Source organism: Curtobacterium sp. NPDC087080, assembly GCF_044745105.1.
Lineage (GTDB): Bacteria > Actinomycetota > Actinomycetes > Actinomycetales > Microbacteriaceae > Curtobacterium.
Window position 1 is genome coordinate 1 of record NZ_JBIUZP010000003.1, and the last position, 23,783, is coordinate 23,783.

Consider the following 23,783-nt stretch of genomic DNA (forward strand, 5'->3'; position numbering starts at 1 on the left):
GCGTTCGTCCTGAGCCAGGATCAAACTCTCCGTAAAAAAATACAGATCCGACACCCGAAAGCGCCGAACCGAGTTGATTCTGACTGTTGACTGTCTACTGACAATCTTCAATCCAAAAGGAATTGTCTCCGACGACCACAACCAAAGCTGCAATCGCACGGGGTCAATAAATTGGCATTGACAATGTGCACGCTGTTGAGTTCTCAAGGACCAGACGCACCCCCCACTCAGCACCACCCAAGTGGTACCTCATCAGAGGGGCTGGAAGTTCGTTGCCGGGGAAGAACCGTGGCGGACAAGATCCCCAGGTGAACCCGGTGACCGTCTCGGCCGTTCCGTTCTCCGCCTCAGCGGCAACGAGTGATTACTCTACGTTCGCCCGAGCCACACCGCCAACACCACCCACATCCCGGGCGTGTCGTCCCCCGACCTCCCCGAGGACTCGCGGAACGGCGAACGGCCCGCTCCCCTGCAGGAACGGGCCGTTCGGCCGTCGCGTGCTCTCAGTGCCGAGCGTCGCGTGCGCTCAGTGCCGAGCGATGACCGGGTTCTTGAGCGACCCGATCCCCTCGATGAGGACCTCGACGACCTCGCCGTCGCGGATAGCGCCGACGCCGGCCGGGGTCCCGGTCAGGATGACGTCTCCGGGCAGGAGGGTCCAGATGGACGAGACGAACTCGACCAGGGACGGGATGTCGTGCACCATCTCGCTGGTCGACGCCGCCTGGCGCAGTTCGCCGTCCACGCGGGTCTCGAGCCGGATGTCCGACGGGTCGATCTCCGTCTCGATGACCGGGCCGAGCGGGCAGAAGGTGTCGAAGCCCTTCGCACGCGTCCACTGTCCGTCGCGGGCCTGCAGGTCGCGCGCGGTCACGTCGTTCGCGATCGTGTAGCCGAGCACCACGCTGGCGAAGTCCTCGCGCCGGACGTTCTTCGCGAGCGACCCGATCACGATGGCGAGTTCGCCCTCGTGGTCGACCCGACCGACCTCCGCCGGCAGACGGATCGGGTCGTCCGGACCGATCACCGCGGTGTTCGGCTTGAGGAACACCACGGGGTCGTCGCCCGACCGCTCGTCCATCTCCGACGCGTGCTCGGCGTAGTTCAGCCCGACGCCGATCACCTTCGACCGCGGGATCACCGGCGCGAGGAGCTTGGCGTCGGCGAGCGGCACCCGCTCCCCCGTCGTCTCGAACCCCTGGTACATCGGGTCCCCCGCGAGGACGACCAGGTGGCGCTCGTCGAGGATGCCGTACCGCGGGTCTTCACCCGTGCTGCTGAACCGTGCGATCTTCACCGTTCGACCCTACCGATCCGCGGCTCAGGCTGGGTCCGTCAGGCGCGTCATCCACCCGTGCGGGTCGGGACGACGGCCGTACTGGATGTCGGTCAGCTCCTGGCGGAGCGACATCGTCAGCTCGCCGGCACCGACGGTCGGCGAACCGATCGTGAAGCCCTCGCCGCGGAGTTCCGCGATGGGCGTCACGACGGCGGCGGTCCCACAGGCGAACGCCTCGGTGATCGAACCGTCGGCGACACCGTCGCGCCACTCGTCGAGCGTGACCCGGCGTCGCTCCACCCGGAGCCCGCGGTCCTCGGCGAGCTGCAGGATCGAGTCGCGCGTGATGCCCTCGAGGATCGACTCCGAGTCCGGGGTGACGAGGGTGCCGTCCGCCTTGACGAGCACGACGTTCATGCCGCCGAGCTCCTCGAGGTACTTGCCTTCCTCGGAGTCGAGGAACATCACCTGCTGGCAACCCTGCTCGTAGGCCTCCTGCTGCGGGAGCAGGGACGCCGCGTAGTTGCCACCGGTCTTCGCGGCACCGGTGCCACCCCGGGCGGCACGCGCGTACTTCGTCGACAGCCAGATGCTCACCGGCTTCGGGCCGGACGTGAAGTACGCGCCGGCCGGGCTCGCGATGCAGTGGTACGCGACCTCCTGTGCGGCCCGGACCCCGAGGAACGACTCGGTCGCGATCATGAACGGACGCAGGTACAGGCTGGTCTCCGGTGCCGACGGGACCCAGTCGACGTCGGCACGGACGAGCTGCCGCACCGACTCGACGAAGACCTCGACCGGCAGCTCCGGGAGCGCGAGTCGACGGGCCGAGCGCTGGAAGCGGCGCGCGTTCGCGTCCGGTCGGAAGGACCACACCGAGCCGTCCGCGTGGCGGTAGGCCTTCATGCCCTCGAAGATCTCCTGCGCGTAGTGGAACACGCTGGCGCTGGGGTCGAGGGTGAGCGGCCCGTACGGGTGGATCGAGGCGCTGTGCCAACCGCCGTCGAGCGACCACTCGACGGTGGCCATGTGGTCGGTGAAGTGCTTGCCGAAGCCGGGGTCGGCGAGGATCTCCTCGCGTTCGGCCGCGGCCCGGCGCTCGGGCGACGGCGTGCTCGCGAACTCGAGGGCGAAATCGGTGTCGGTGTCGGTGTCGGTGTCGGTGCTCGCGCTGTCGTTGTGCATCGGGGTGACTCCTGTCAGGCGGTGGTGGTGCGTGCGGCGACCGCGGCGGCGATGGCGTCGCCGACCTCGGCCGTGCTGCGCGGCGTGGTGCCCCGGCTCGCGAGGTCGGCCTCGACCGCCTGCGTCACGGCCGCCGCCAGGTCCGCCCGGCCGAGGTGGTCGAGCAGCAGGGCGACGGACAGGACGGCGGCGGTCGGGTCGGCGACCTGCTGGCCTGCGATGTCGGGCGCGGAACCGTGGACCGGCTCGAACATGCTGGGGAAGGTGCCGTCCGGGTTGATGTTCCCCGAGGCCGCCAGACCGATGCCGCCGCTGATCGCGCCGGCCAGGTCGGTGATGATGTCCCCGAACAGGTTGTCGGTGACGATGACGTCGAACCGACCGGGCTCGCGGACCATGTGGATCGTCACCGCGTCGACGTGCTGGTAGTCGACCGTCACGTCCGGGTGCTCCTCGGCGACCGCCGCGACCGTCCGTTGCCAGAGCAACCCCGCGTGCACGAGCACGTTGCTCTTGTGCACGAGCGTCAGGTGCTTCCGCGGGCGGCGGGAGGCGAGGTCGAACGCGTACCGGACGACCCGCTCGACGCCGTGCGCGGTGTTGAGGGAGACCTCGGTGGCGATCTCGTGCGGCGTGCCGACGCGGATCGCGCCGCCGTTGCCCACGTACGGTCCCTCGGTGCCCTCGCGCACAACCACGAAGTCGACCTGGCCCGGGTCGGCGAGCGGACTCGCGACCGAGGAGTACACGGTCGTGGGCCGGAGGTTGACGTAGTGGTCGAAGGCGAAGCGCAGCTTCAGCAGGAGTCCGCGCTCGATGATCCCGCCGGCGAGACGCGGGTCGCGCGGGTCACCGCCGACGGCGCCGAGCAGGATCGCGTCGTGCTCGGCCAGGGCGGACATGTCGGCGTCGCTCAGGACGTCGCCCGTCTCGAGGTACCGCGCGGCACCGAGCGAGAAGGCGGTCTCCTGCACGACGAGGTCGTCCGGCAGCACGGCGTGCAGGACCTTCAGCGCCTCGTCGACCACCTCGGGCCCGATGCCGTCACCGCGGACGACCGCGAGCTTGACCGTCTGTGCCATGTCGTTCCCTACAGCGTGATGTCGATCTCGCGGAGCGAGGTCGCGTCGATGGTGGAGCGCACGTGCTCGAGGATCTCCGCGGGCACCGGCGAGTCCACCGTCAGGACGCTGAGCGCCTGGCCACCGGCCTCCTGCCGGGAGATCTGCATGGCCGCGATGTTGATGCCGGCGTCGCCGAACTCCTTGCCGTAGACCGCCACGATGCCGGGGCGGTCGGTGTAGACCATCACGACGTGGTGCGCGTCGAGGGCGACCTCGACGTCGTGGCCGTTGATCTCGACGAGCTTCTCGACCTGCTTGGCACCGGTGAGCGTGCCCGAGACGCTGATCGCGGGGCCGTCGGACTGGGCGCCACGGATCGTGAGCACGTTGCGGTACTCGGGGCTGTCGGCGTCCGTGATGAGCCGGACGCTCACCCCGCGCTGCTCCGCGATGAGCGGGGCGTTGACGTACGAGACCTGGTCGCTGACGACGTCGGTGAAGACACCCTTGAGCGCCGCGAGCTTCAGCACGCTGACGTCGTACTGCGCGAGCTCGCCGTGCACCTCGACGTCGATGCTCGTCACCGGCGAGGTCGCCAGGCCGGTGAAGACCTGGCCGAGCTTCTCCACGAGCGGGATCCCCGGGCGGACGTAGGGGTCGATGACACCACCGGCGACGTTCACCGCGTCGGGCACGAGCTCGCCGCCGAGGGCGAGTCGCACGGACTTGGCGACGGAGACGCCCGCCTTCTCCTGGGCCTCGTCCGTCGACGCCCCGAGGTGCGGTGTGACGACGACGTTCGGCAGCGCGAGGAGCGGCGAGTCCTTCGGCGGCTCGGAGACGAAGACGTCGAGGCCGGCACCGGCGATCGCGCCGGACGTGAGGGCGCGGTGCAGGGCGTCCTCGTCGATGAGACCGCCGCGCGCCACGTTCACGACGAACGCGGTCGGCTTCATGAGCGCGAACTGCTCGTCGGAGATCATGCCCACCGTCTCCGGGGTCTTCGGCATGTGGATCGTCGTGAAGTCCGCACGGCGGAGGAGGTCGTCGAGCGAGACCAGCTCGACGCCGAGCTGCTGGGCCCTGGCCGTCGTGACGTACGGGTCGTACGCGATGACCGAGACACCGAAGGCCTGCAGGCGCTGCGTGATGAGCGCGCCGATGCGGCCGAGGCCGATGATGCCCACGGTCTTCTCGTAGAGCTCCACGCCGGTGTACGACGAGCGCTTCCAGGCGCCGGCCGCCAGGGACGCGTGCGCCGCGGGGATGTGCCGCGCGAGCGACAGGATGTGGCCGACCGTGAGCTCGGCGGCCGAGATGATGTTCGACGTCGGCGCGTTGACGACCATCACGCCGGCGGTGGTCGCAGCCTTGATGTCGACGTTGTCGAGGCCGACGCCCGCGCGGGCGACGACCTTCAGCTGCGGCGCCGCGGCGATGGCCTCGGCGTCGATCTTCGTGGCGGACCGCACCAGTACGGCGTGCGCGTCGGCGAGGGACGACAGGAGCGCGGCGCGGTCGGTACCGTCCACGTTCCGGATCTCGAAGTCGGGCCCGAGGGCGTCGACGGTGGCGGGCGAGAGTTCTTCGGCGATCAGGACGACCGGCTTCGGCACAGCTGCAGTTCCTCACACGAGACGGGCGGTATCCCACCATCGTATCGACGCCGGGACCCGGTTACGACCGCACCATCGGTCCCCGACGGAACCACACACCGGTCTGGAGGCGCGGAACCGGCGGGCACCGCGCCTCCCGTCCGAGGGACGGTCGCGACGAACGTCAGAAGTCGAGCAGGCGCGGCACGAACAGTTGCAGGTCGAGCCAGAGCGCGCCCGCCGCGGCGAACGCGACGAGGAAGACGCCGATCGTCACCGACAGCCGCGAGCGGCGCGTCGCCCAGAGGGCGACCGCGAACGCGACGGGGGCGATCGCGATGTCGAGCACGAGCCAGCCCCACGGCGTGCTGCGCTGCAGCGACGAGCCGCCCGAGGTCGTCTCGAGGAACGTGTTGAAGGCGCGCACCGACTGCGAGACGGTCACCAGGTTCCCGACGCTCTGCACGGTCATGTACGCGAACAGCGCGCCGAAGACCACCCAGACGACGACACGGCCGACGAGCGGGGACGGAGTCCGGCGGGCCGCCGGTGTCGTGGCGGTCACCCGAAGCTCCTGGTCATGAGGAACGGCCAGGGGAAGAGCACGGCGGCGCCGAGCAGCATCCACAGGAGGCGCGTGCGGGTGCGGCGACCGCGGCCCGCCCAGAGCACCACGGTGAACCAGAGGGCCGGCGCGACGATCGACAGGAAGCGCAACACCTCGACGAAGACGGTGAGCACGGTGTCGACGTTCGCGACGTACGACGTCGACGCGGTGAGCAGCCACGCCACCGTGTACAGCAGGTAGAGCCCGCCGAAGACACCGAACCCGACCAGGGCGCCGGAGGTCTCCGGGCGCTCCGGGTCGCGGCCCCCACGGCTCGTCACGGTGATCGGGTTGTGGGCCGCGTCGACGTGGGTCGCGTCGTCGGCGTCGCCCCAGCTGAGGGCGTCGTCGTCGTGGTCGACCGAGCCGTCGGGCGGGGATGCTGCCGTGGTCATGGGGACGATTCTACGAGGGACCCGCCACCGCCGACACCAGGCGGCGTCGCTCAGACGTCGGCCGGCTGGGTCTCGAGCACCTCGGCGACGACCCCGCGTACCGCCGGGAACAGCGGGTGGCTCTCGACGAGCCCGGTCAGGATCTCGGTCAGGGCGTGCGCCGTCGCACCGGAACGGAGCAGCGCGTGCAGCTCGATCGACTCCGGGTCGTTCTCGTCGTCGAACGCCAGGGCGACGCGGACGGCGCCGAGCAGGTGCTCGACGGGCATCCCGCGCTCGGCGAGCTGCGATGCCGGGCCGATGAAGCGCTCGCGCCGCCCCAGCTTCCGCAGCGGGTTGCGCCCGACGCGGGCCGTGGTGTCGGGCAGCAACGGGTTCGCGATGCGCGTGAGGTTCGCGGCGACGTAGCGGGCGTGGTCGGCCGGGTCGAAGCCGTGCTTGGCGACGAGCAGTGCGGTCGTCTCGGCGAGGACCCCGTCGACCTCGGCGCGGACCTCGCGGTCCTCGAGGGCCTCGCGGATGAGCCGGATCCCGCGGACGAAGCCGTGGTACGCCGCGGTCGCGTGGGCGGTGTTCACCGTGTAGAGCTTCCGCTCGACGAACGGCTGCAGGTCGTCGACCCATGTCACGCCGTCGATCTGCGGCGGTTCGGCCTGCGAGTCGGCGAAGGGGGTGCGCTCGATGACCCACTCGTAGAAGGGCTCGAGCACGACGTCGAGTCCACCGGACTGGCCGAGCACCCCGGACTGGTCCGGCACGATGCGGTCGATCGCGCAGTTCGCGAAGACGGCCGCGACGTGGCGGTCCTCGAGGATCGGGGCACGTCGGATGCTGGCGTGCAGCGAGTCCGTCGCGTTGAAGGCGTTCTCGCACGCCACCACGGTGACGTCGCCGCGTTCGGGTGCGCGTGCCGCGAGTCCCTCGGCGATCACCGGGGCGACGAGCGGCAGGGTGCGTGCTCCGACCGCGGTCGTGACGACGTCGGCCTCGGCGATCGCCCGGACGACGCGCTCGCGGTCGGTCTTGCTGCTGAGGGCGCGGAACCCGTACACCAGGTGCTCGACGGGCTGCTCGCCGACCTCGTGCACCACGAAGCGGCCGGCGTCGTTGAGAGCCGAGACCACACGGTCGTCGACGTCGACGAAGGTGAGCTCGTACCCGCTCGCGACCAGGAACTGACCCACGAACCCGCGCCCGATCTTGCCGGCGCCGATGTGGACCGCTCGCTTCGTCACCGCCATCCGACGATCCTCCCACGTCGGAGGACCCGGTCGTGACCACTCCTCGCGACGCCGCGGAGCAGCACTGCGGAACGGGTCGCGGGAGCGGAGCGCCCGGGTACAGGGACGCCACGGGGACGCCGGGTGCTGGCGCTGGAGCTGGAGGAGTACGGGTGCATGTGGTCCGGGTCACGTCGCGAGGCGGCGGTGCGTCCGCACCGCCGCCTCGTCATCGAGTGGTCGCTGCGCAGACTACCGCGCGGCCGAGCCGTCGACGTAGTCGGCGTCGTTCGACTTCCACGCGAACAGCGCGCGGAGCTCGCGACCGGTGGCCTCGATCGGGTGGCCCTCGCCCTTCGCGCGGAGCTCCTTGAACTCCGGTGCGCCGGCGTCCTGGTCCTCGATGAAGCGCTTGGCGAACGTGCCGTCCTGGATGTCGGAGAGCACGGCCTTCATGTTCTCCTTGACCTCGGGCGAGATCACGCGGGGGCCGGAGACGTAGTCACCGAACTCGGCGGTGTCGGAGATCGACCAGCGCTGCTTGGTGAGGCCGCCCTCCCAGATCAGGTCGACGATGAGCTTGAGCTCGTGCAGGACCTCGAAGTAGGCGATCTGGGGCTGGTAGCCCGCCTCGACGAGGGTCTCGAAGCCGTACTGGATGAGCTGCGAGGTACCACCGCACAGGACGGCCTGCTCGCCGAACAGGTCGGTCTCGGTCTCCTCGGTGAACGTGGTCTTGATGCCGCCGGAGCGGAGGCCGCCGATGGCCTTGGCGTACGACCAGGCGAGGTCCCAGGCGCTGCCCGAGGCGTCGACCTCGACGGCGACGATCACGGGGACGCCACGGCCGGCCTCGTACTCGCGGCGGACGGTGTGACCGGGGCCCTTCGGCGCGACGAGCGACACGTCGACGCCCTCGGGCGCCTGGATGTAGCCGTAGCGGATGTTGAAGCCGTGGCCGAAGACGAGCGTCGCACCCTGCTTGAGGTTCGGCTCGATGTCGTCCTTGTAGACGATGCGCTGCACCTGGTCCGGCGCGAGGATCACGACGACGTCGGCGTTCTTCGTGGCCTCGGCCGGGGTGAGGACCTCGAAGCCCGCCTCGGTCGCCTTCTCGCGGCTCTTCGAGCCCTCCTTGAGGCCGATGACGACCTCGACGCCGGAGTCACGGAGGTTGAGCGCGTGGGCGTGGCCCTGCGAGCCGTAGCCGATCACGGCGACCTTCTTGCCCTGGATGAGCGTCAGGTCGGCGTCGGCGTCGTACACGATGTCAGTCACGAGGGTCTGTCTCCTTGGTTCTGGTGGCTTGTGGTGTGCGGACGGGAGGCGCGTGGCGGGGCCGCCACGAGCCTCCTGTCCGGAAGACGGGTGCGCTCAGCGCACGCGGTCGGTGATGCTCTTCGGCCCGCGGCCCATGCCGAGCAGGCCGGCGCGGGCGAGCTCCTTGACGCCGTAGGGCTCGAGCACCCGCAGGATCGCCTGGATCTTGCCCGGGTCGCCGGTCACCTCGACGATCAGCGAGTCGGTCGCCACGTCGACGACCTGCGCGCGGAAGAGCGTCACGGCCTCGAGCACGGCGGACCGGGTCTGGTTGTCGACGCGGACCTTCACGAGCATGTGCTCGCGCTGCACCGACTGGGCGAAGTCGAGCTCGACGATCTTGATGACGTTGACGAGCTTGTTGAGCTGCTTCGTCACCTGTTCCAGCGGCAGGTCCTCGACGTCGACGACGACCGTGATCCGGGACAGGCCCTCGACCTCGGTGCCGCCCACGGCGAGCGACTCGATGTTGAAGCCCCGGCGGGCGAAGAGGCCGGCGACGCGGGTCAGCAGACCCGGCTTGTCCTCGACGAGGAGCGAGAGGACGTGGCTCATGCGGTTTCCCCCGTCATGTCGGCGTCCTCGTCGTCCCAGGTCGGGGCGAGGGCCTGGGCGTACTCGATGGACGAGTTGCTGACTCCCTGCGGGACCATCGGCCACACCATCGAGTCGCGGCTGACCACGAAGTCGATGACGACCGGGCGGTCGTTCGTCTCGAGCGCGAGCCTGATGGCGTCGTCCACCTGGTCGGCACGCTCGACACGGATGCCGAGGGCGCCGTAGGCGTCGGCGAGCTTCACGAAGTCCGGGACGCGGCGCGTGCCGTGCCCCGTCTGCAGGTCGGTGAAGGAGTGTCGCCCGTCGTAGAACAGCGTCTGCCACTGCCGCACCATGCCGAGCGAGGAGTTGTTGATGATCGCGACCTTGATCGGGATGTCGTTGATGACGCAGGTCGCGAGCTCCTGGTTCGTCATCTGGAAGCAGCCGTCGCCGTCGATCGCCCAGACCACGCGGTCCGGCTCGGCGACCTTCGCGCCCATCGCCGCGGGGACCGAGTAGCCCATGGTCCCGGCGCCGCCGGAGTTCAGCCAGGCGTTCGGCCGCTCGTACTGGATGAACTGAGCGGACCACATCTGGTGCTGGCCGACCCCGGACGCGAACACGCCCTCCGGACCGGTGAGCTCGCCGATGCGCTTGATGATCGCCTGCGGTGCGAGCAGCCCGTCGGTCGGCTCCGTGTACCCGAGCGGGAAGTCCCGTCGGAGCTGGTCGAGCTTCGCCCACCACGCGCTGGTGTCGGCGCGGTCGGCGGCCACGTCGCCCCACGCGTCGAGCAGGTCGACGAGGACCTCGCGGGCGTCGCCGACGATCGGCACGTCGGCGTAGCGGATCTTCGAGATCTCGGCGGGGTCGATGTCGACGTGCACGACCTTGGCGAGCGGCGCGAACTCGTCGGCCTTGCCCGTCACGCGGTCGTCGAACCGGGCGCCGAGGGCGACGATGAGGTCGCTCTCCTGCAGGCCGAGCACCGCGGGCACCGTGCCGTGCATGCCCGGCATGCCCAGGTGCTGCTGGTGCGAGTCCGGGAAGGCGCCGCGGGCCATGAGGGTCGTGACGACCGGCGCGCCCGTGGCCTCGGCGAAGCGCAGGAGCTCGGCGGACGCACCGGAGCGGACGACACCGCCGCCGACGTACAGCACCGGGCGCTCGGCCTCGGCGAGCAGCTGCGCGGCCGCGGTGATCTGCTTGCCGTGGGCCTTCGTCACCGGGCGGTAGCCGGGCAGGTCGATCTTCGGCGGCCACACGTAGGGCGCCGACTTCTGCTGGGCGTCCTTCGTGATGTCGACGAGCACCGGACCCGGCCGCCCCGTGGTGGCGATCTGGTGCGCCGCCGCCAGGGTCGCGGGGATGTCGGCCGGGTCGGTGACGAGGAACGAGTGCTTCGTGATCGGCATCGTGATGCCGACGATGTCCGCCTCCTGGAAGGCGTCCGTCCCCATCAGCGTCGAGAACACCTGGCCGGTGATCGCGATGAACGGTACCGAGTCCATGTAGGCATCGGCGATGGCGGTGACGAGGTTCGTCGCGCCCGGGCCGGACGTCGCGATGGCGACACCGACCTTGCCCGACGCCGAGGCGTAGCCCTCGGCGGCGTGGCCGGCGCCCTGCTCGTGCCGGACGAGGATGTGCCGGATCGTCGTCGACGCCATGAGCTCGTCGTAGAAGGGGATGATGGCGCCGCCGGGCAGGCCGAAGACGTCGGTGATCCCGAGGTGCTCGAGCGTCCGGAGGACGGCTCCCGAGCCGGTCAGGATCTCCGGCGACCGGCGTGCACCGGCTGCGGCGGACAGCGGAGTGGCTTCCGTGGGCATGAGGTGGTCCTTGCCTGGAGGGATGGCGGTTCGAACGTGTCGACGCTAGCCCGTGACCGCGCCCTTGGCGGCGGACTGGACGAGCTTCGCGAACTTCGCGAGGACTCCGCGGGTGTAGCGCGGGGGCAGCGGGGCCCAGCCTTCTCGGCGGGCCTCCAGCTCGGCGTCGTCGACCAGTAGGTCGAGCGAGCGAGCCGCGATGTCGACACGGATGCGGTCGCCATCGCGCACGAATGCCACTGGACCTGCGTCCACGGCTTCCGGTGCGATGTGGCCGATGCACAGGCCGGTTGTGCCGCCTGAGAATCGTCCGTCCGTCAACAGTAGTACATCCTTGCCCAGCCCAGCGCCCTTGATGGCCGCGGTGATGGCGAGCATCTCGCGCATGCCCGGTCCACCCTTCGGGCCCTCGTAGCGGATGACCACCACGTCGCCCTTCTGGATCCGACCCTCGGTCAGGGCGTCCATGGCGGCGCGCTCACGGTCGAACACGCGAGCGGGGCCCTCGAAGACGGCGGCGTCGAACCCGGCGGTCTTCACGACGGCACCCTCGGGCGCGAACGAGCCCTTGAGGATCGTCAGACCACCGGTCTCGTGGATCGGGTTGTCGAGCTTCCGGAAGACCTGGCCGTCGAGCTCCGGCGGGTCGATCTCGGCCAGGTTCTCGGCGAGGGTCCTGCCCGTGACGGTCATCACGTCGCCGTGCAGCAGACCGGCCTCGAGCAGCGCCTTCATGATCACCGGGATGCCGCCGTTGCGGTCCACGTCGACCATGACGTACTTGCCGAACGGCTTCATGTCGGCCAGGTGCGGGACCTTCGAGCCGATGCGGTTGAAGTCGTCGAGGGTCAGCTCGACCTCGGCCTCGTGCGCGATCGCGAGCAGGTGCAGGACGACGTTGGTCGAACCTCCGAGGGCCATGGCGACGGCGATGGCGTTCTCGAACGCCTCCTTCGTCAGGATCTGGCGAGCGGTGAGCCCGTGGCGCAGCATGTTCACCACGGCCTCGCCGGAGCGGCGGGCGTAGTAGTCACGGCGGCGGTCGGCGCTCGGCGGCGCGGCGGACCCCGGCAGCGACATGCCGAGGGCCTCGGCGACGCTCGCCATCGTGTTCGCCGTGTACATCCCGCCGCAGGCACCCTCGCCCGGGACGATCGCGCACTCGATCTCCTTGAGCTCGGCCTCGCTCATGGTGCCGGCCTTGCACGCACCGACGCCCTCGAAGGAGTCGATGATCGTGACCTCCTTGAAGGAGCCGTCGGCCTGCTTCACGTAGCCCGGCATGACCGAGCCCGCGTAGAGGAAGACGCTCGCGAGGTCGAGGCGCGCCGCGGCCATGAGCATGCCGGGGAGCGACTTGTCGCAGCCCGCCAGCAACACGGTGCCGTCGAGGCGCTCGGCGTTCACGACGGTCTCCACGCTGTCGGCGATGACCTCACGCGAGACGAGCGAGAAGTGCATGCCCTCGTGGCCCATCGAGATGCCGTCGGAGACGGAGATGGTGCCGAACTGCAGCGGGTACCCGCCGCCTGAGTGCACGCCCTCCTTCGCGCCCTGCGCGAGGCGGTCGAGCGAGAGGTTGCACGGGGTGATCTCGTTCCAGGACGAGGCGATCCCGATCTGCGGCTTGTCCCAGTCTGCGTCGCCCATCCCGACGGCCCGGAGCATGCCACGCGAGGTGGTCGCTTCGATCCCGTCGGTGACGACCCGGCTGCGCGGCTTCACGTCGATGTCAGGCATGGAGGCAGTCTAGGACCAGTTGGGATACCACCCGTGCACACCCCGCGCTATGCGCGCTCCCGCTCGGACGGGAGGCGCGGGGCCGGGTCGTCAGCGCGTGGCGCGCAGACGCGCGAGCTGCTTCAGGACGTCGGTGAGCGCCGCCGGGTCGGCCGCGCGGTGGCCGGCGAGCGTGTCGCCCTCCCCCACCTTCACGCCGACGTCGCCGTCGCGGAGCACCCGGAAGGCGTCCTCGTCGGTCACGTCGTCGCCGGCGAAGAACACCGCGTCCGCGCCCCGGAGCTCGCGCAACCGGTCGATCGCGTCGCCCTTCGTGACGTGCCGGACGGCGAACTCGACGATGTCCTTGCCGCCGCGTTCGAGCACCTCGGGGTCGGCCTCGTGCGCGGCCTCGCTCGCGGCGGCGTTCGCCTCCGCCGCGACCTCGGCGCCCACCCGGCGCGTGTGGATGCCGTGCCCGGCGGGCTTGTGCTCCACCACGACGCCGGGGAAGCGGGCACCGACCTCGTCGAGCGCTGCGCCGACCCGGTCGACCCGGGCGCGTTCGTCGTCGCTCAGCGCGGCCTCGTCGTGGCCGTCGACGCGCCACTCGACACCGTGCGACCCGACGAGCGCCATGCCCTCGGGCGCCTGCGACACCCGGGCGAGCCCGTCGAGCGGACGGCCGGACACGAGGACCACCTCGGTGTCGCGGGCGCGCTGCAGGGTGAGCACCGCAGCCCACGAGCCGGGCAGCGCCCCGACCTGCGCCGGGTCGTCGGCGAAGGGTGCGAGCGTGCCGTCGAAGTCGAGCGCGACGAGCAGTCGCGGCGCAGCCGCGAGCGTCTCGAGGGCCGATGCCAGGGCGGACCGGTCGGTGGACGTCTCAGGCACCGCGCGCCTCCCGGGTGTCCTCGGCCGCGCGCGCCTTCTGCGCGTCCTGGTCGAAGATCGACATCCCGTCGTCCTCCGCCTCGCGGTGCCGCTCGGCGCCGTCCTCGGACGGGTCGATCCTCGACCCCCGCGGGGCGTGCCGGTCGAGCGCCTCGAGGAACGAGCGCGACCAGCGCGCCACGTCGTTGTCGCGGACCCGCTTCCGGAGCGCACGCATGCGCGTCGAGCGCTCCCGGCGCGGCATCTCGATCGCTCGCTGGATCGAGTCCTTCAGCGCGCCGATGTCGTGCGGGTTGACGATCACGGCCTGCTTCAGCTCGTCGGCGGCTCCGGCGAACTCGGACAGGATCAGCACGCCGTCGTTGTCGAACCGGGCCGCGACGTACTCCTTCGCGACGAGGTTCATGCCGTCGCGGAGCGCGGTGACGAGCATGATGTCGGCGGCGAGGTAGAGCGCCACCATCTCCTCGCGCGGGTACCCGTGGTGCAGGTACGCGATCGGCTGGTGTCCGATCACGCCGAGGTCGCCGTTGATCCGGCCGACGGTCAGCTCGATCTCGTCGCGGAGCGCCGCGTAGGTGTCGACCCGCTCGCGGCTCGGGCTCGCGACCTGCACGAGCGTGGCGTCCTCGACCTTCACCCGGCCGTCCTCGACGAGCTCGCCGAACGCCTTGATTCGATGCCGGATGCCCTTCGTGTAGTCCAGTCGGTCGACGCCGAGCAGCACGGTCGTCGGGTTGCCGAGGCTCTCCCGGATCTCCCGCGCACGTTCCTGCACCTCGGGCCGGTGCGCGATCGCCTCGAAGCTCTCGGCGTCGATGGAGATCGGGAAGTGCCGCGCCTCGACGTGCCGCACGGTGATGCCCTTGCGGCTCCGCGGGGCGGCCGGGTCGTCCACCGGGACGTCGATCGTCGAGCCCTTGGTCGTGTAGCCCTTGATGTGCCGGACGGCACGGAGGAAGTCGCTCGCGTCGTCCTGCCGCTGGAAGCCGATGACGTCGGCGCCGAGCAGCCCGTCGAGGATCTGCGCGCGCCACGGCAGCTGTGCGTAGATGCCGACGGGCGGGAACGGGATGTGGTTGAAGAACCCGATGGTCAGGTCGGGGCGGCGTTCGCGGAGCATCGCGGGCAGCAGCTGCAGCTGGTAGTCCTGCACCCACACGATGCCGTCCTGCTCGACGATCTCGGCGATCTGGTCGGCGAAGCGGGCGTTGACGCGCTTGTACGCGTTCCACCAGTCGCGGTGGTAGCTCGGGTGCTCGATGACGTCGTGGTACAGCGGCCACAGCGTGTCGTTGCTGAAGCCCTCGTAGTACTCCTCGACGTCCTCGCTGCTGAGCGGCACCGGGACGATGTGGATGCCCTCGTTGTCGAACGGAGCCACCTCGACGTCCGGCTGGCCGACCCAGCCCACCCAGGCGCCGTCGTTGGCGCGCATGACCGGCTCGAGCGCCGTCACCAGCCCGCCGGGCGAGTGCCGCCAGCCCTCGTTGCCGTCCTCGTCGACGACGCGGTCCACGGGGAGGCGGTTCGAGGCGACGACGAAGGCGTAGCGGTCCGGGTCGGTGTCTGCTGCCATGGGGTGGTGGTGTCTCCGTTCCCCCCGGCTGGTGCGCCGGGATCGACGCCGACGGTACCAGCGGAGGGGCACCGGACTCTCGGTCCGTCGTCACTAGGCTCGTCGGCATGGTCATGACACGGGCGTGGCGGGACGGCGCCGCGGTGGAGCGGGACTTCCCCGTCGAGCGGGTGTCCGACCTGCTCGACCGCGACGACGGCACCTTCGTCTGGGTCGACCACGTGGACCCGACGCCCGCCGAGCTCGGCCAGGTCGAGGACGAGCTGGGCGTGCACGCGCTCGCGGTCGAGGACGCCCTCGAGCGGGGGCAGCGGCCCAAGCTCGACCGCTACCGCGACAGCCTGTTCCTGGTGGTCTACGACGTCGACGGCCTCGACACGGAGGGCGACCTCGTCACCCACGAGGTGAAGGCCTTCGTCACGCAGCGCGCCCTCGTCACGATCCACGGTCCCGACGTCGACCTCGGCTCCGTCGAGCGGCGCCTCGACGCGAACGCCGACCTGTCCGACCGCGGGGTGCCGTGGCTCGTGTGGGGGCTCCTCGACGCGGTGGTCGACCACGCCACGTCGGCGGTCGAGGACATCGAGGCGCGCATCGACGACCTCGAGGACGACCTCTTCGAGCACGGCAACCCGCGCGAGCAGCAGATCCAGCGCCGGTCCTTCCGGCTCCGGAAGGCCCTCGGGGTGCTGCGCCGTCAGGTCGTGCCGACGCGGGACAGCGTCGGGGCCCTGCTGCACGGTGACGCCGAGACGATCGTCGACGGCATCCGTCCGTACTTCCGGGACGTCGAGGACCACCTGGTGACGATCGCGGACTCGGTCGAGCAGCTCCGCGACTCGGTGTCGAGCGTCCTCGACACGAACCTGAACCTGGCGTCCAACCGGCAGAACACCGTGATGAAGAAGGTGACGAGCTGGGCGGCGATCATCGCGATCCCGACCGCCATCACGGGCTTCTTCGGGCAGAACGTGACGTTCCCGGGCGAGGGGCACTGGAGCGGACTCGCCGCGTCGGTGTCGCTCATCGTCGCGACGTCGCTCGTGCTCTACCGCGTGTTCAAGAGCAAGGACTGGCTGTAGCGGGCGAGCGCCCGCTCCGCGTCAGAGCTGCAGGGCCAGCACGCCCGCGACGACGGTGAGCGGCGCGACGACGCACCCGAGCGCCATGTAGCGACCCCACGACAGGTGCACGCCCTCGGCCGACAGTCGCGCGTGCCACAGCAGCGTCGCGAGCGACGCCCACGGCGTGATCAGGCAGCCCGCGTTCACGCCGACCAGGAGCGCGGCGTAGCGCAGGGCCTCGTGCCCGGCGGCCGGCTCGAGCACCAGGTAGGCGGGCAGGTTGTCGATCGCGTTCGCCGCGACCCCGCCGGCGCCGCCGAGCAGCAGGAGCGACCCGGTGTCGGTCCCACCGGAGACCGCCTGCACGATCGGGTCGGTCAGGCCCGTGGCGTGCAGGGTCTCGACGACGACGAACAGCCCGGCCGCGAAGACCAGCGTCGACCACGGCACGCGGGACGGCCGGAGCTCGGACGGCGCGCGGAAGGCGGCGACCAGGACGAGCAGCGCCGCCGCGACGAGCGCCGCGACCCACACCGTCACGCCGGCGGTCAGCGCGACCACGAGCAGGACGAGCACGACCGACGCGGCCCAGAAGAACAGCGGGTCGCGCGGCCGCCGGACGTCGACCGGCGTGTACCGGCCGAAGAGCTTCCCGCGGAACACCACGAGGAGCACCGCGCACGGCACGACGACCCCGGCGAGCGCCGCCCACACCATGAGGCCCGCGAAGGGGATCGGACCGTCGAGGCCGATCCCGTCGACGGCGAGCAGGTTCGTCAGGTTCGACACCGGGAGCAGGAGCGACGCCGTGTTCGCGAGCCAGACGGTCGTGAGCGCGAAGGGCATCGGCGGGAGCCCGACCCGACGGGCGAGCGTGATGACGATCGGGGTGAGGAGCACCGCCGTCGTGTCGATGCTCAGGAACACCGTGCAGACCACGGCCAGCACCACCACCGCGGCCCAGAGCCCGATCGTGCGCCCGCCGCCGACCCGCGCTGCCAGGTCGGCGAGCCGGTCGAAGACGCCGGCGTCGGCCGCGAGCTCCGACACGATGGTCAGTCCGAGCACGAACGCGAGCACCGGGACGACCCGGTCGGCCAGCACGCCGAGGTCCGACAGGGGCAGCAGGCCGAGCGCGACGCACACGGCGCCGACGACGAGCAGGACTCCCCCGATGACGGCCTGACGCACGGTGTCTCCTCGCTCTGTGCACCGGCAGGGCGACCGGCGGCGCTCCAATGTAGCGGCCGGTAGCGTGGCGGGGACGACCAGGAGGAGGAACCCGTGCGGAAGTTCATGTTCAGCGGTGCGGTGTGGAGTTCGATCATCAGCGGCTACAGCGTCGTGCAGACCACCAGGCAGGGGCCGCGCGACTGGCGACTGGCCCTCACGTGGATCGCGTGGCTCGCCACGACGATCGTCGCGCTCGGCACGGTCGTCGAGGACGACCGCGCGGTGAAGGCACGCCAGCGCTAGGACGCACGTCCCGGTCGCGGACGCGACCGGGAGACGGACGGGAGGCGCGGTACCGGCTGGTACCGCGCCTCCCGTCCGTCGTGTGGTGGCGTCGTGTGGTGGTGTCGCGACCCGTCAGCGTTCCGGCGGGACGTCCTCCGGGCGGATGCCCGACGTCTGGATCGGGCCGGTGAAGAGCGCGGTGCGTTCGTCGCCCTCGCGGAAGAGCGCCGCGTCCTGCTCCTCCGTGCGGGGGCGGCGCTCGCCGACCTGCTCGGTGCCCTGCGTGACCTGCACCCGCTGACGGGGCAGCGCGTCCGGGTGCTCGCGCTGCACCCACTCGACCATCTCCTCGCGGACGTAGCAGCGCAGGTCGAACAGACCACCGGCGTCCGGCGCGGAGACCAGGATGCGGACCCGCACGAGTCCGCTCACGGCGTCGGTGACCTGGAGGACCTTGGTGCGGCCGTCCCAGATCGTCGACGTGGCCAGGATGCGGTCGAGCTCCTCGCGCATCTCGGTCGGGCTGATCCGCCAGTCGAGGTCGAACTCGACGGCTCCGAGGAGCTCGCTGCCGGTGCGGGTCCAGTTCTCGAACGGCGTCGACGTGAAGTAGGTCGACGGGAGCACGAACCGGCGGTCGTCCCAGAGGTGCACGACGACGTAGGTCAGGGTGATCTCCTCGATGCGCCCCCACTGCTGCTCGACCACGACGACGTCGTCGACGCGGATCGACCCGGAGAACGCGAGCTGCATCCCCGCGAAGACGTTGCCGAGCGTGGACTGCGCGGCGAGGCCGGCGACCACGGAGATGAGCCCGGCGGACGCCAGGACGCTCGCCCCGGCGGCCTCGACCCCGGGGAAGGTGAGCAGGATGGCCCCGACCGCGATGATGACGAGGACGGCCACCGTGAGCCGGCGGATGATCAGGACCTGGGTGCGGATGCGTCGGGCGACCCGGTTGTCCGGGACGTCGACGCGGTAGCGGTGCAGGCCGAGGTCCTCGAGGAAGATCGCGATCTGGCAGGCGAGCCAGCAGCCGACGGCGATCGTGACGATGAGGAACGCGTGCGAGACCTCGTCACGCCACGGGTACGCGTCCGGGTCGCGCGGGATGCTCGACGTGAACGCCGTCCAGAGCAGGGCGATGAGCAGGATCGAGCGCGCCGGGTGCTTCGTCCGTCGGGACAGCACCGCGGCCCAGCGTTCCCGGCGCGCGATCGTCCGGAGCACCAGGTGCAGGACGAGTGCGGCCGCGGCGGTCACGAGCAGGGCGATCCCGATCGCGACGAGGAGTCGGAGGAGGGTGTCCATCCGCCCATGCTGTCGGACCGGTCCCGCTGCGCGTTCAGCGTCGACACACCTGTGGTGTCGCTCAGGGAGCGGTTCCGTTCCACCCCGGGCCGTTCACGCATGTAGGTTGGCGCGCATGACAGCGCAGAACGACACGGGTGTTGCGAAGCCCGCGAACGACTTCTCGCACGAGCAGGAGGGCTACCAGCACGGTCTGAAGCCCCGGCAACTGCAGATGATCGCGATCGGCGGGGCCATCGGCACCGGGCTCTTCCTCGGCGCGGGTGGACGCCTCAACACCGCCGGCCCGGCACTCGCGGTCACCTACCTGATCGCCGGCGTCTTCGCGTTCTTCATCCTCCGCGCCCTCGGCGAGCTCGTGCTGCACCGCCCGTCCTCCGGGTCGTTCATCTCGTACGCCCGCGAGTTCTACGGTGAGAAGTTCGCCTACGCCGCCGGCTGGATGTACTTCCTGAACTGGGCGATGACCTCGATCGTCGACACGACCGCCGTCGCGCTGTACCTCCACTACTGGAGTGCGTTCACCGCGGCACCGCAGTGGCTCCTCGCGCTCATCGCCCTGGTCGTCGTGCTCGCCGCCAACATGGTCGCCGTCAAGGTGTTCGGCGAGCTCGAGTTCTGGTTCGCACTCATCAAGGTCGCCGCGCTCGTCGCGTTCCTCGTGATCGCGCTCGTCTGGTTGGTCTTCGCCTTCCCGGTGGAGACCGGTGGTGAGGCGGTCCGCACGGGCTTCTCGATCTGGGCCGACAACGGCGGGCTCATCCCGAACGGTGTGCTGCCCGCGGTCCTCGTGGTCCAGGGCGTCGTGTTCGCCTACGCGGCCATCGAACTCGTCGGCACCGCGTCCGGCGAGACCCAGGACACCGAGAAGGTCATCCCCCGCGCCATCAACTCCGTCGTCTTCCGCATCGCGGTCTTCTACGTCGGGTCGGTCGTCCTGCTCTCCCTGCTCCTGCCGTACACGTCGTACAAGGACGGACAGAGCCCGTTCGTGACCTTCTTCTCGTCGCTCGGCAACCCGCAGGTCGGCGTCATTGCCGGGTCGATCATGAACTTCGTCGTGCTGACCGCGGCGCTCTCGTCGTTGAACGCGGGCCTGTACTCGACCGGTCGCGCGCTGCACTCGATGGGCATGAACGGCTCCGCACCGAAGTGGACGACGAAGATGTCGAAGGGCGGCGTGCCGTACGCCGGCATCCTGCTCACCGCGGCCTTCACCGTCGCGGGCGTCGCGCTGAACTACTTCGTGCCGGCGCAGGCGTTCGAGATCGCGCTGAACGTCGCGAGCCTCGGCATCATCACCGCGTGGGGCACGATCATCCTCTGCCAGATGAAGCTGCGGCAGTGGGCGAAGCAGGGACTTGCGAAGGAGCCGTCGTTCAAGCTCCCGGGTGCCCCGGTGACCTCGTGGCTGACGCTCGCGTTCCTGGCGTCGGTGATCGTGCTCATGGCGATCGACTACCCCGTCGGCACCTACACGATCGCGTCGCTCGTGGTCATCATCCCGCTGCTGGTCGTCGGCTGGTTCCTGCAGCGCGACCGCATCCTCCGCATCGCGGCGCTCCGCGAGGGCGTCACCGGACCGTTCCCGATCGGCGTCCGCGACCCGGCGGCCCAGGTCCGCCGCGACGGACACGACGGCACGGGCGAGGGCAGCACCCGCGGCTGATCGCGCCTTCCGGACAGGGTCCGGTGCGCGCCGGTACGATCGGCGCGTGCCGGACCCTTCTGTCTCCCCCACGCTCGATCTCCAGCTGACCTGGCGTGGGACGTTCGGCCGGATCCGGGTCTACGACGACACCGTGCGCGCGGAGACGAGCTTCGAGCGCGACGGGCTGACCCAGGTCCCGACCGAACGGGTCACCGGCTGGCGCATCGAACCGTGCGACTTCGACGCCGTGTGCGTGGAGTTCGTGTGCGCGGACGAGACCTTCCGCGTGCTGCTCGACACCGGTGACGAGCGGGTGGCTCGACTCGGACTCGAGCGGGCGCTCGGGGCGCCGCTGCCGCCGGCATCCTGAGTCGGGGTCGGTGCTCGGCGTCTGCGACGTCGGCGCAGGCGCGGGCGTCCGCCGCGAGACGCCGGCGTCGGCGCGAGACGCCGCGTCGGGCGTGAGACGCCGCCAGATCCAGCGGCGTCTCGCCGGCAGGCCGGCGTCCTGCACGCACACCGGCGTCTCACCGACGGGCGGCGTCTCGCCGACACGGCGGCGTCTCGCCGACACGGCGGCGCCTCGCCGACACGGCGGCGCCTCGCCGACACGGCGGCGTCCTGCACACACACCGGCGTCTCGTCGGCACGCCGGTCGACCGCGGGGCGACCACGGACGGACGGGAGGCGCGGTACCAGCCGGCACCGCGCCTCCCGTCCGTCCGGTGGTCACGAGGACTGCGTCAGAGCAGCAGCAGGACACCCGCCACCACGGCTGCGAGGGCGATCGCGAAGGCGATGAGCAGCAGCACCAGGTGCACGGTGTAGAACGTCGTCGGCTTTCCGGCTGCGTCGCGCGCACGGCTGTCCTTCGCGACCCGCTGGAAGAAGCGCGGCCAGGTCACGACGTTGAACACGGCGGCGACGAACAGGACGATGGCGGCGAAGACGGTCACGCGACGATCCTAGCCAGCGAGGACGGACCACTCCCTGTCCCGAGCGGTGCCGGAGCGAGAGCCCGGGGGTGCTCGGCCGCCCCCAACGCGGCCGAGACCTCCCCGGTGTGCCGGACGACGAGGAGCCCCGTCGTGTAGCACGTGCTACAGACCCTACACGGCCGCGCGCCGAACCGTCGAGCGCTGCTCGGGAACGTGACCGGACCGATGCAGACGAGCTGGCTCAGACGGTGTCGCGGGGAGCGTCGAGCACCTCGTCGAGTGCGGACTCCGCCTCGGCGAGGACGACCCGTTCGTCGGCTTCCAGGGGTTGGCGCGAGCGTCGGGCGCCGTCGTTGATCTCGACGATGGTCCGGCTGAGCCGCGTCGCGGTGTCCTCGGTCGCCGGGTACGCGTTGTCGGTACCGATGCGGTCGTGCAACGGCTCGAGCGCGGCCAGGGCTGCGTCGAGGCGGCGAGCACGACGCCGACGGGCGAGCTGGTGACCGACGACGAGCAACAGCATCCCCGACGCCATGCAGAGCACCGCACCGGGCGTGGTGACGTCGTAGGGCGGTGTGAGCGCACGCGTGACGTCGAGGCGCCCCACGACGTGCGCGACGTCCATGACGGCGACGACCACCATCCGCACGACACCGAGGACCCCGCCGAGCACGATCACCCACAAGCCGACGAGGTCCGCGGCGGTCCGGGCCTCGCGCAGACGCATCAGGCAGATCACGCCCGTGGCACCGACCGCGGTGCCCAGGTACGTGGTCTGCGCGATCGAGTACACGGCCGCCGCAGGTTGGTGTCCCGCGACGAGCATGAAGGTCGTCGTGGTCGGCGGCCGGTCGAGCGCGAGGAACGCCGCCACGACCACCACCACGACGACCACGAACGCGACGATGATCGCCGTCCGCAACCATCGCCACGCGGCGCCGACGGCCTTCGCGACCCCCCACAGGAGCGTGCTCGTCCCGGCGACCATCAGGCAGTCGCTGACGACCGTGACGACGTTGCGGCCGCCGACGAACGGGTCGAGCCAGCGGTACAGCGGGTCGACGTTCGCGACGATCGTCGCGGTGAAGAGCAGGAACGTCACGGCGAGCGTGCGGTCCTGGCCGCGCTGCAGGCGGAAGAGCACCACCGTCCCGACGACGAGGACCACCGCCATCGCGACGGAGACGATCACCCGAAGACCCCGCGGAACGCGCTCGGACGGCCCCGGTTCGACCGGATCAGGGCGGCGAGGCGGTCGGCGAAGAGCTCTGCCTCGTGCTCGTAGGTGTTCGAGAACAGCCCGCGGGCGAGGGCACGCTCCACCTTGTACTCGGGGACGTCCGGGATCACGTCGCGCACGTACGCCGACTGCGCCGCGCGCTCCGAGTGCCGGTGCAGCACGTGCCCGAGCTCGTGCCCGATGACGAACGAGCGGAACGTCGCCGAGGTCGTCGGCGAGATCATCACGAGGTGCTGGTGCTCGAGCGTCGCCACGAAGCCGCAGACCGGCTCCGCGCTGAGGAACGACTCCTCGCGCACGACGACCGGCTTGCCGACGTGGTCGGCAGCAGCGGCGACGGCCTGGTCGATGTCCGACCAGCCCTCGGCCGCCCCACGGGCCCAGAAGGCCTCGACCCAGGCGTCCGTCACGCCGCACCCCCTCGTGCCGATTCCTCCTCGAGCACCCGGGCGATGCGCCGCAGGGCATCGGGTGAGAGCTCCCCCGGGAACGTGCGGGCGGCGAACCCGCTCACCCGGGCCGACCTCAGTGCGCGCACGAGCTCGATCTGCGCGCCGATGCGCTCGGGGACGGCGCTGTCCTCGAGCAGGAAGCGCTCGTCGACCTCGAAGAACCCGGCGAGCAGGCGCAGGAGGTCGGTGTCCCGGTTGCGTCGGCCGTCGCCGGACAGCATGTACGTCCACTTCGCACGGGAGAGCGAACCACCCTGTGCCGCGACGTACTCCTCGATCGCCGCGAAGGGCACGGGAGCGCCGCGCTGCGACTCCTCGAAGTCGAGCAGCAGGTTGAGCCGACGGGCGAGCTCGGCTGCGTCGAGCGCCCCGCCCTTGGGATCCGCGGTCGTCATGTCGATCGGACTCCTCCCCAGTCGCCGGCTGTGCAGGCCATGGTA

Annotated in this window: 23 protein-coding genes; 4 read left to right on the plus strand and 19 right to left on the minus strand. The window is 70.7% G+C overall.

Features of this window, described 5'->3' with window-relative positions; genetic code table 11:
* Positions 1 to 526: 526 nt before the first annotated feature.
* The 13 genes from ACIPEQ_RS08280 to otsA all read right to left on the minus strand — a co-directional run bounded on the left by ACIPEQ_RS08280 (position 527) and on the right by otsA (position 15,229).
* Entirely contained in the window at positions 527 to 1,297 is a 771-nt protein-coding gene (locus ACIPEQ_RS08280; protein ID WP_402714814.1) for a fumarylacetoacetate hydrolase family protein, read from the minus strand.
* A gap of 24 nt (positions 1,298 to 1,321) precedes the next feature.
* Positions 1,322 to 2,464 carry a branched-chain amino acid aminotransferase gene (locus tag ACIPEQ_RS08285; protein WP_402714815.1) on the minus strand — a complete coding sequence of 381 codons (1,143 nt, stop codon included), beginning with the start codon at positions 2,462 to 2,464 and terminating at the stop codon, positions 1,322 to 1,324.
* Positions 2,465 to 2,478: 14 nt separating this feature from the next.
* A complete protein-coding gene (locus ACIPEQ_RS08290) occupies positions 2,479 to 3,546 on the minus strand; it encodes a 3-isopropylmalate dehydrogenase (RefSeq protein ID WP_402714816.1) in 1,068 nt (355 codons plus the stop codon).
* An 8-nt stretch (positions 3,547 to 3,554) separates the two neighbouring features.
* Positions 3,555 to 5,144 (minus strand): phosphoglycerate dehydrogenase, encoded by a 1,590-nt coding sequence (serA, locus tag ACIPEQ_RS08295; protein WP_126891704.1) that lies wholly within the window; start codon positions 5,142 to 5,144, stop codon positions 3,555 to 3,557.
* A gap of 163 nt (positions 5,145 to 5,307) precedes the next feature.
* Positions 5,308 to 5,688: a hypothetical protein gene (locus ACIPEQ_RS08300; protein ID WP_126891703.1), complete on the minus strand. Its 381-nt coding sequence runs from the start codon at positions 5,686 to 5,688 to the stop codon at positions 5,308 to 5,310.
* A complete protein-coding gene (locus ACIPEQ_RS08305) occupies positions 5,685 to 6,125 on the minus strand; it encodes a hypothetical protein (protein WP_402714817.1) in 441 nt (146 codons plus the stop codon). The genes ACIPEQ_RS08300 and ACIPEQ_RS08305 overlap by 4 nt, the downstream gene beginning before the upstream one ends.
* Positions 6,126 to 6,175: 50 nt before the next feature.
* Positions 6,176 to 7,366, minus strand: a complete 1,191-nt coding sequence (locus ACIPEQ_RS08310; RefSeq protein WP_126891701.1) for a mannitol-1-phosphate 5-dehydrogenase — start codon at positions 7,364 to 7,366, stop codon at positions 6,176 to 6,178.
* A 231-nt stretch (positions 7,367 to 7,597) separates the two neighbouring features.
* The gene (gene ilvC, locus ACIPEQ_RS08315) at positions 7,598 to 8,623 is read right to left on the minus strand and encodes a ketol-acid reductoisomerase (protein ID WP_209678219.1); all 1,026 of its coding nucleotides are present in this window, start codon (positions 8,621 to 8,623) and stop codon (positions 7,598 to 7,600) included.
* A 96-nt stretch (positions 8,624 to 8,719) separates the two neighbouring features.
* On the minus strand, positions 8,720 to 9,220 hold the full coding sequence (ilvN, locus tag ACIPEQ_RS08320; protein WP_209824090.1) for an acetolactate synthase small subunit: 501 nt from the start codon (positions 9,218 to 9,220) through the stop codon (positions 8,720 to 8,722).
* Positions 9,217 to 11,037 (minus strand): acetolactate synthase large subunit, encoded by a 1,821-nt coding sequence (locus ACIPEQ_RS08325; protein ID WP_126891698.1) that lies wholly within the window; start codon positions 11,035 to 11,037, stop codon positions 9,217 to 9,219. Before ACIPEQ_RS08325 ends, ilvN begins: the two co-directional genes overlap by 4 nt.
* Positions 11,038 to 11,082: 45 nt before the next feature.
* On the minus strand, positions 11,083 to 12,777 hold the full coding sequence (gene ilvD, locus ACIPEQ_RS08330) for a dihydroxy-acid dehydratase (RefSeq protein WP_402714818.1): 1,695 nt from the start codon (positions 12,775 to 12,777) through the stop codon (positions 11,083 to 11,085).
* A 90-nt stretch (positions 12,778 to 12,867) separates the two neighbouring features.
* Positions 12,868 to 13,650: a trehalose-phosphatase gene (gene otsB, locus ACIPEQ_RS08335; RefSeq protein WP_402714819.1), complete on the minus strand. Its 783-nt coding sequence runs from the start codon at positions 13,648 to 13,650 to the stop codon at positions 12,868 to 12,870.
* Entirely contained in the window at positions 13,643 to 15,229 is a 1,587-nt protein-coding gene (otsA, locus tag ACIPEQ_RS08340) for an alpha,alpha-trehalose-phosphate synthase (UDP-forming) (protein WP_402714820.1), read from the minus strand. The genes otsB and otsA overlap by 8 nt, the downstream gene beginning before the upstream one ends.
* Positions 15,230 to 15,336: 107 nt before the next feature.
* Here otsA and ACIPEQ_RS08345 point away from each other — a divergent pair, with 107 nt between their 5' ends.
* Positions 15,337 to 16,311 carry a magnesium transporter CorA family protein gene (locus ACIPEQ_RS08345; RefSeq protein ID WP_402714821.1) on the plus strand — a complete coding sequence of 325 codons (975 nt, stop codon included), beginning with the start codon at positions 15,337 to 15,339 and terminating at the stop codon, positions 16,309 to 16,311.
* A 21-nt stretch (positions 16,312 to 16,332) separates the two neighbouring features.
* On the opposite strand, the gene ACIPEQ_RS08350 is transcribed toward ACIPEQ_RS08345, so the two are convergent.
* Positions 16,333 to 17,484 carry an SLC13 family permease gene (locus ACIPEQ_RS08350; protein ID WP_126891693.1) on the minus strand — a complete coding sequence of 384 codons (1,152 nt, stop codon included), beginning with the start codon at positions 17,482 to 17,484 and terminating at the stop codon, positions 16,333 to 16,335.
* Positions 17,485 to 17,577: 93 nt separating this feature from the next.
* Here ACIPEQ_RS08350 and ACIPEQ_RS08355 point away from each other — a divergent pair, with 93 nt between their 5' ends.
* Positions 17,578 to 17,769 (plus strand): hypothetical protein, encoded by a 192-nt coding sequence (locus tag ACIPEQ_RS08355; protein WP_058728987.1) that lies wholly within the window; start codon positions 17,578 to 17,580, stop codon positions 17,767 to 17,769.
* A gap of 114 nt (positions 17,770 to 17,883) precedes the next feature.
* Here the strand turns inward: ACIPEQ_RS08355 and ACIPEQ_RS08360 are convergent, their stop codons facing one another.
* Positions 17,884 to 19,062, minus strand: coding sequence for a mechanosensitive ion channel family protein (locus ACIPEQ_RS08360; protein WP_402714822.1), 1,179 nt, complete (start codon positions 19,060 to 19,062; stop codon positions 17,884 to 17,886).
* Between the two features lie 115 nt (positions 19,063 to 19,177).
* On the opposite strand from ACIPEQ_RS08360, the gene ACIPEQ_RS08365 reads away from it, so the two are divergent.
* Together ACIPEQ_RS08365 and ACIPEQ_RS08370 are read left to right on the plus strand one after the other, a co-directional pair.
* On the plus strand, positions 19,178 to 20,731 hold the full coding sequence (locus tag ACIPEQ_RS08365; RefSeq protein WP_402714823.1) for an amino acid permease: 1,554 nt from the start codon (positions 19,178 to 19,180) through the stop codon (positions 20,729 to 20,731).
* A gap of 46 nt (positions 20,732 to 20,777) precedes the next feature.
* Complete coding sequence (locus ACIPEQ_RS08370) at positions 20,778 to 21,083, plus strand: hypothetical protein (protein ID WP_126891690.1); 306 nt, start codon at positions 20,778 to 20,780, stop codon at positions 21,081 to 21,083.
* Between the two features lie 373 nt (positions 21,084 to 21,456).
* Here ACIPEQ_RS08370 and ACIPEQ_RS08375 read toward each other — a convergent pair whose 3' ends face one another.
* The 4 genes from ACIPEQ_RS08375 to ACIPEQ_RS08390 form a co-directional block, all read right to left on the minus strand.
* Positions 21,457 to 21,669: an SCO4848 family membrane protein gene (locus ACIPEQ_RS08375; protein WP_209824092.1), complete on the minus strand. Its 213-nt coding sequence runs from the start codon at positions 21,667 to 21,669 to the stop codon at positions 21,457 to 21,459.
* A gap of 223 nt (positions 21,670 to 21,892) precedes the next feature.
* On the minus strand, positions 21,893 to 22,843 hold the full coding sequence (locus ACIPEQ_RS08380) for a hypothetical protein (protein WP_402714824.1): 951 nt from the start codon (positions 22,841 to 22,843) through the stop codon (positions 21,893 to 21,895).
* Entirely contained in the window at positions 22,840 to 23,301 is a 462-nt protein-coding gene (locus ACIPEQ_RS08385) for an ImmA/IrrE family metallo-endopeptidase (RefSeq protein WP_402714825.1), read from the minus strand. The genes ACIPEQ_RS08380 and ACIPEQ_RS08385 overlap by 4 nt, the downstream gene beginning before the upstream one ends.
* A complete protein-coding gene (locus ACIPEQ_RS08390; RefSeq protein ID WP_402714826.1) occupies positions 23,298 to 23,738 on the minus strand; it encodes a hypothetical protein in 441 nt (146 codons plus the stop codon). Before ACIPEQ_RS08390 ends, ACIPEQ_RS08385 begins: the two co-directional genes overlap by 4 nt.
* Between the last annotated feature and the right edge of the window lie 45 nt (positions 23,739 to 23,783).

What these genes read in the sequence shown, in the direction of transcription:
- ACIPEQ_RS08285 (WP_402714815.1), bottom strand. Translation starts at nt 2,464, where the DNA reads ATGCACAACGACAGCGCGAGCACCGACACCGACACCGACACCGACACC.
- ACIPEQ_RS08290 (WP_402714816.1), bottom strand. Translation starts at nt 3,546, where the DNA reads ATGGCACAGACGGTCAAGCTCGCGGTCGTCCGCGGTGACGGCATCGGG.
- ACIPEQ_RS08305 (WP_402714817.1), bottom strand. Translation starts at nt 6,125, where the DNA reads ATGACCACGGCAGCATCCCCGCCCGACGGCTCGGTCGACCACGACGAC.
- ACIPEQ_RS08310 (WP_126891701.1), bottom strand. Translation starts at nt 7,366, where the DNA reads ATGGCGGTGACGAAGCGAGCGGTCCACATCGGCGCCGGCAAGATCGGG.
- ilvN (WP_209824090.1), bottom strand. Translation starts at nt 9,220, where the DNA reads ATGAGCCACGTCCTCTCGCTCCTCGTCGAGGACAAGCCGGGTCTGCTG.
- ACIPEQ_RS08325 (WP_126891698.1), bottom strand. Translation starts at nt 11,037, where the DNA reads ATGCCCACGGAAGCCACTCCGCTGTCCGCCGCAGCCGGTGCACGCCGG.
- ilvD (WP_402714818.1), bottom strand. Translation starts at nt 12,777, where the DNA reads ATGCCTGACATCGACGTGAAGCCGCGCAGCCGGGTCGTCACCGACGGG.
- otsA (WP_402714820.1), bottom strand. Translation starts at nt 15,229, where the DNA reads ATGGCAGCAGACACCGACCCGGACCGCTACGCCTTCGTCGTCGCCTCG.
- ACIPEQ_RS08345 (WP_402714821.1), top strand. Translation starts at nt 15,337, where the DNA reads ATGGTCATGACACGGGCGTGGCGGGACGGCGCCGCGGTGGAGCGGGAC.
- ACIPEQ_RS08360 (WP_402714822.1), bottom strand. Translation starts at nt 19,062, where the DNA reads ATGGACACCCTCCTCCGACTCCTCGTCGCGATCGGGATCGCCCTGCTC.
- ACIPEQ_RS08365 (WP_402714823.1), top strand. Translation starts at nt 19,178, where the DNA reads ATGACAGCGCAGAACGACACGGGTGTTGCGAAGCCCGCGAACGACTTC.
- ACIPEQ_RS08390 (WP_402714826.1), bottom strand. Translation starts at nt 23,738, where the DNA reads ATGACGACCGCGGATCCCAAGGGCGGGGCGCTCGACGCAGCCGAGCTC.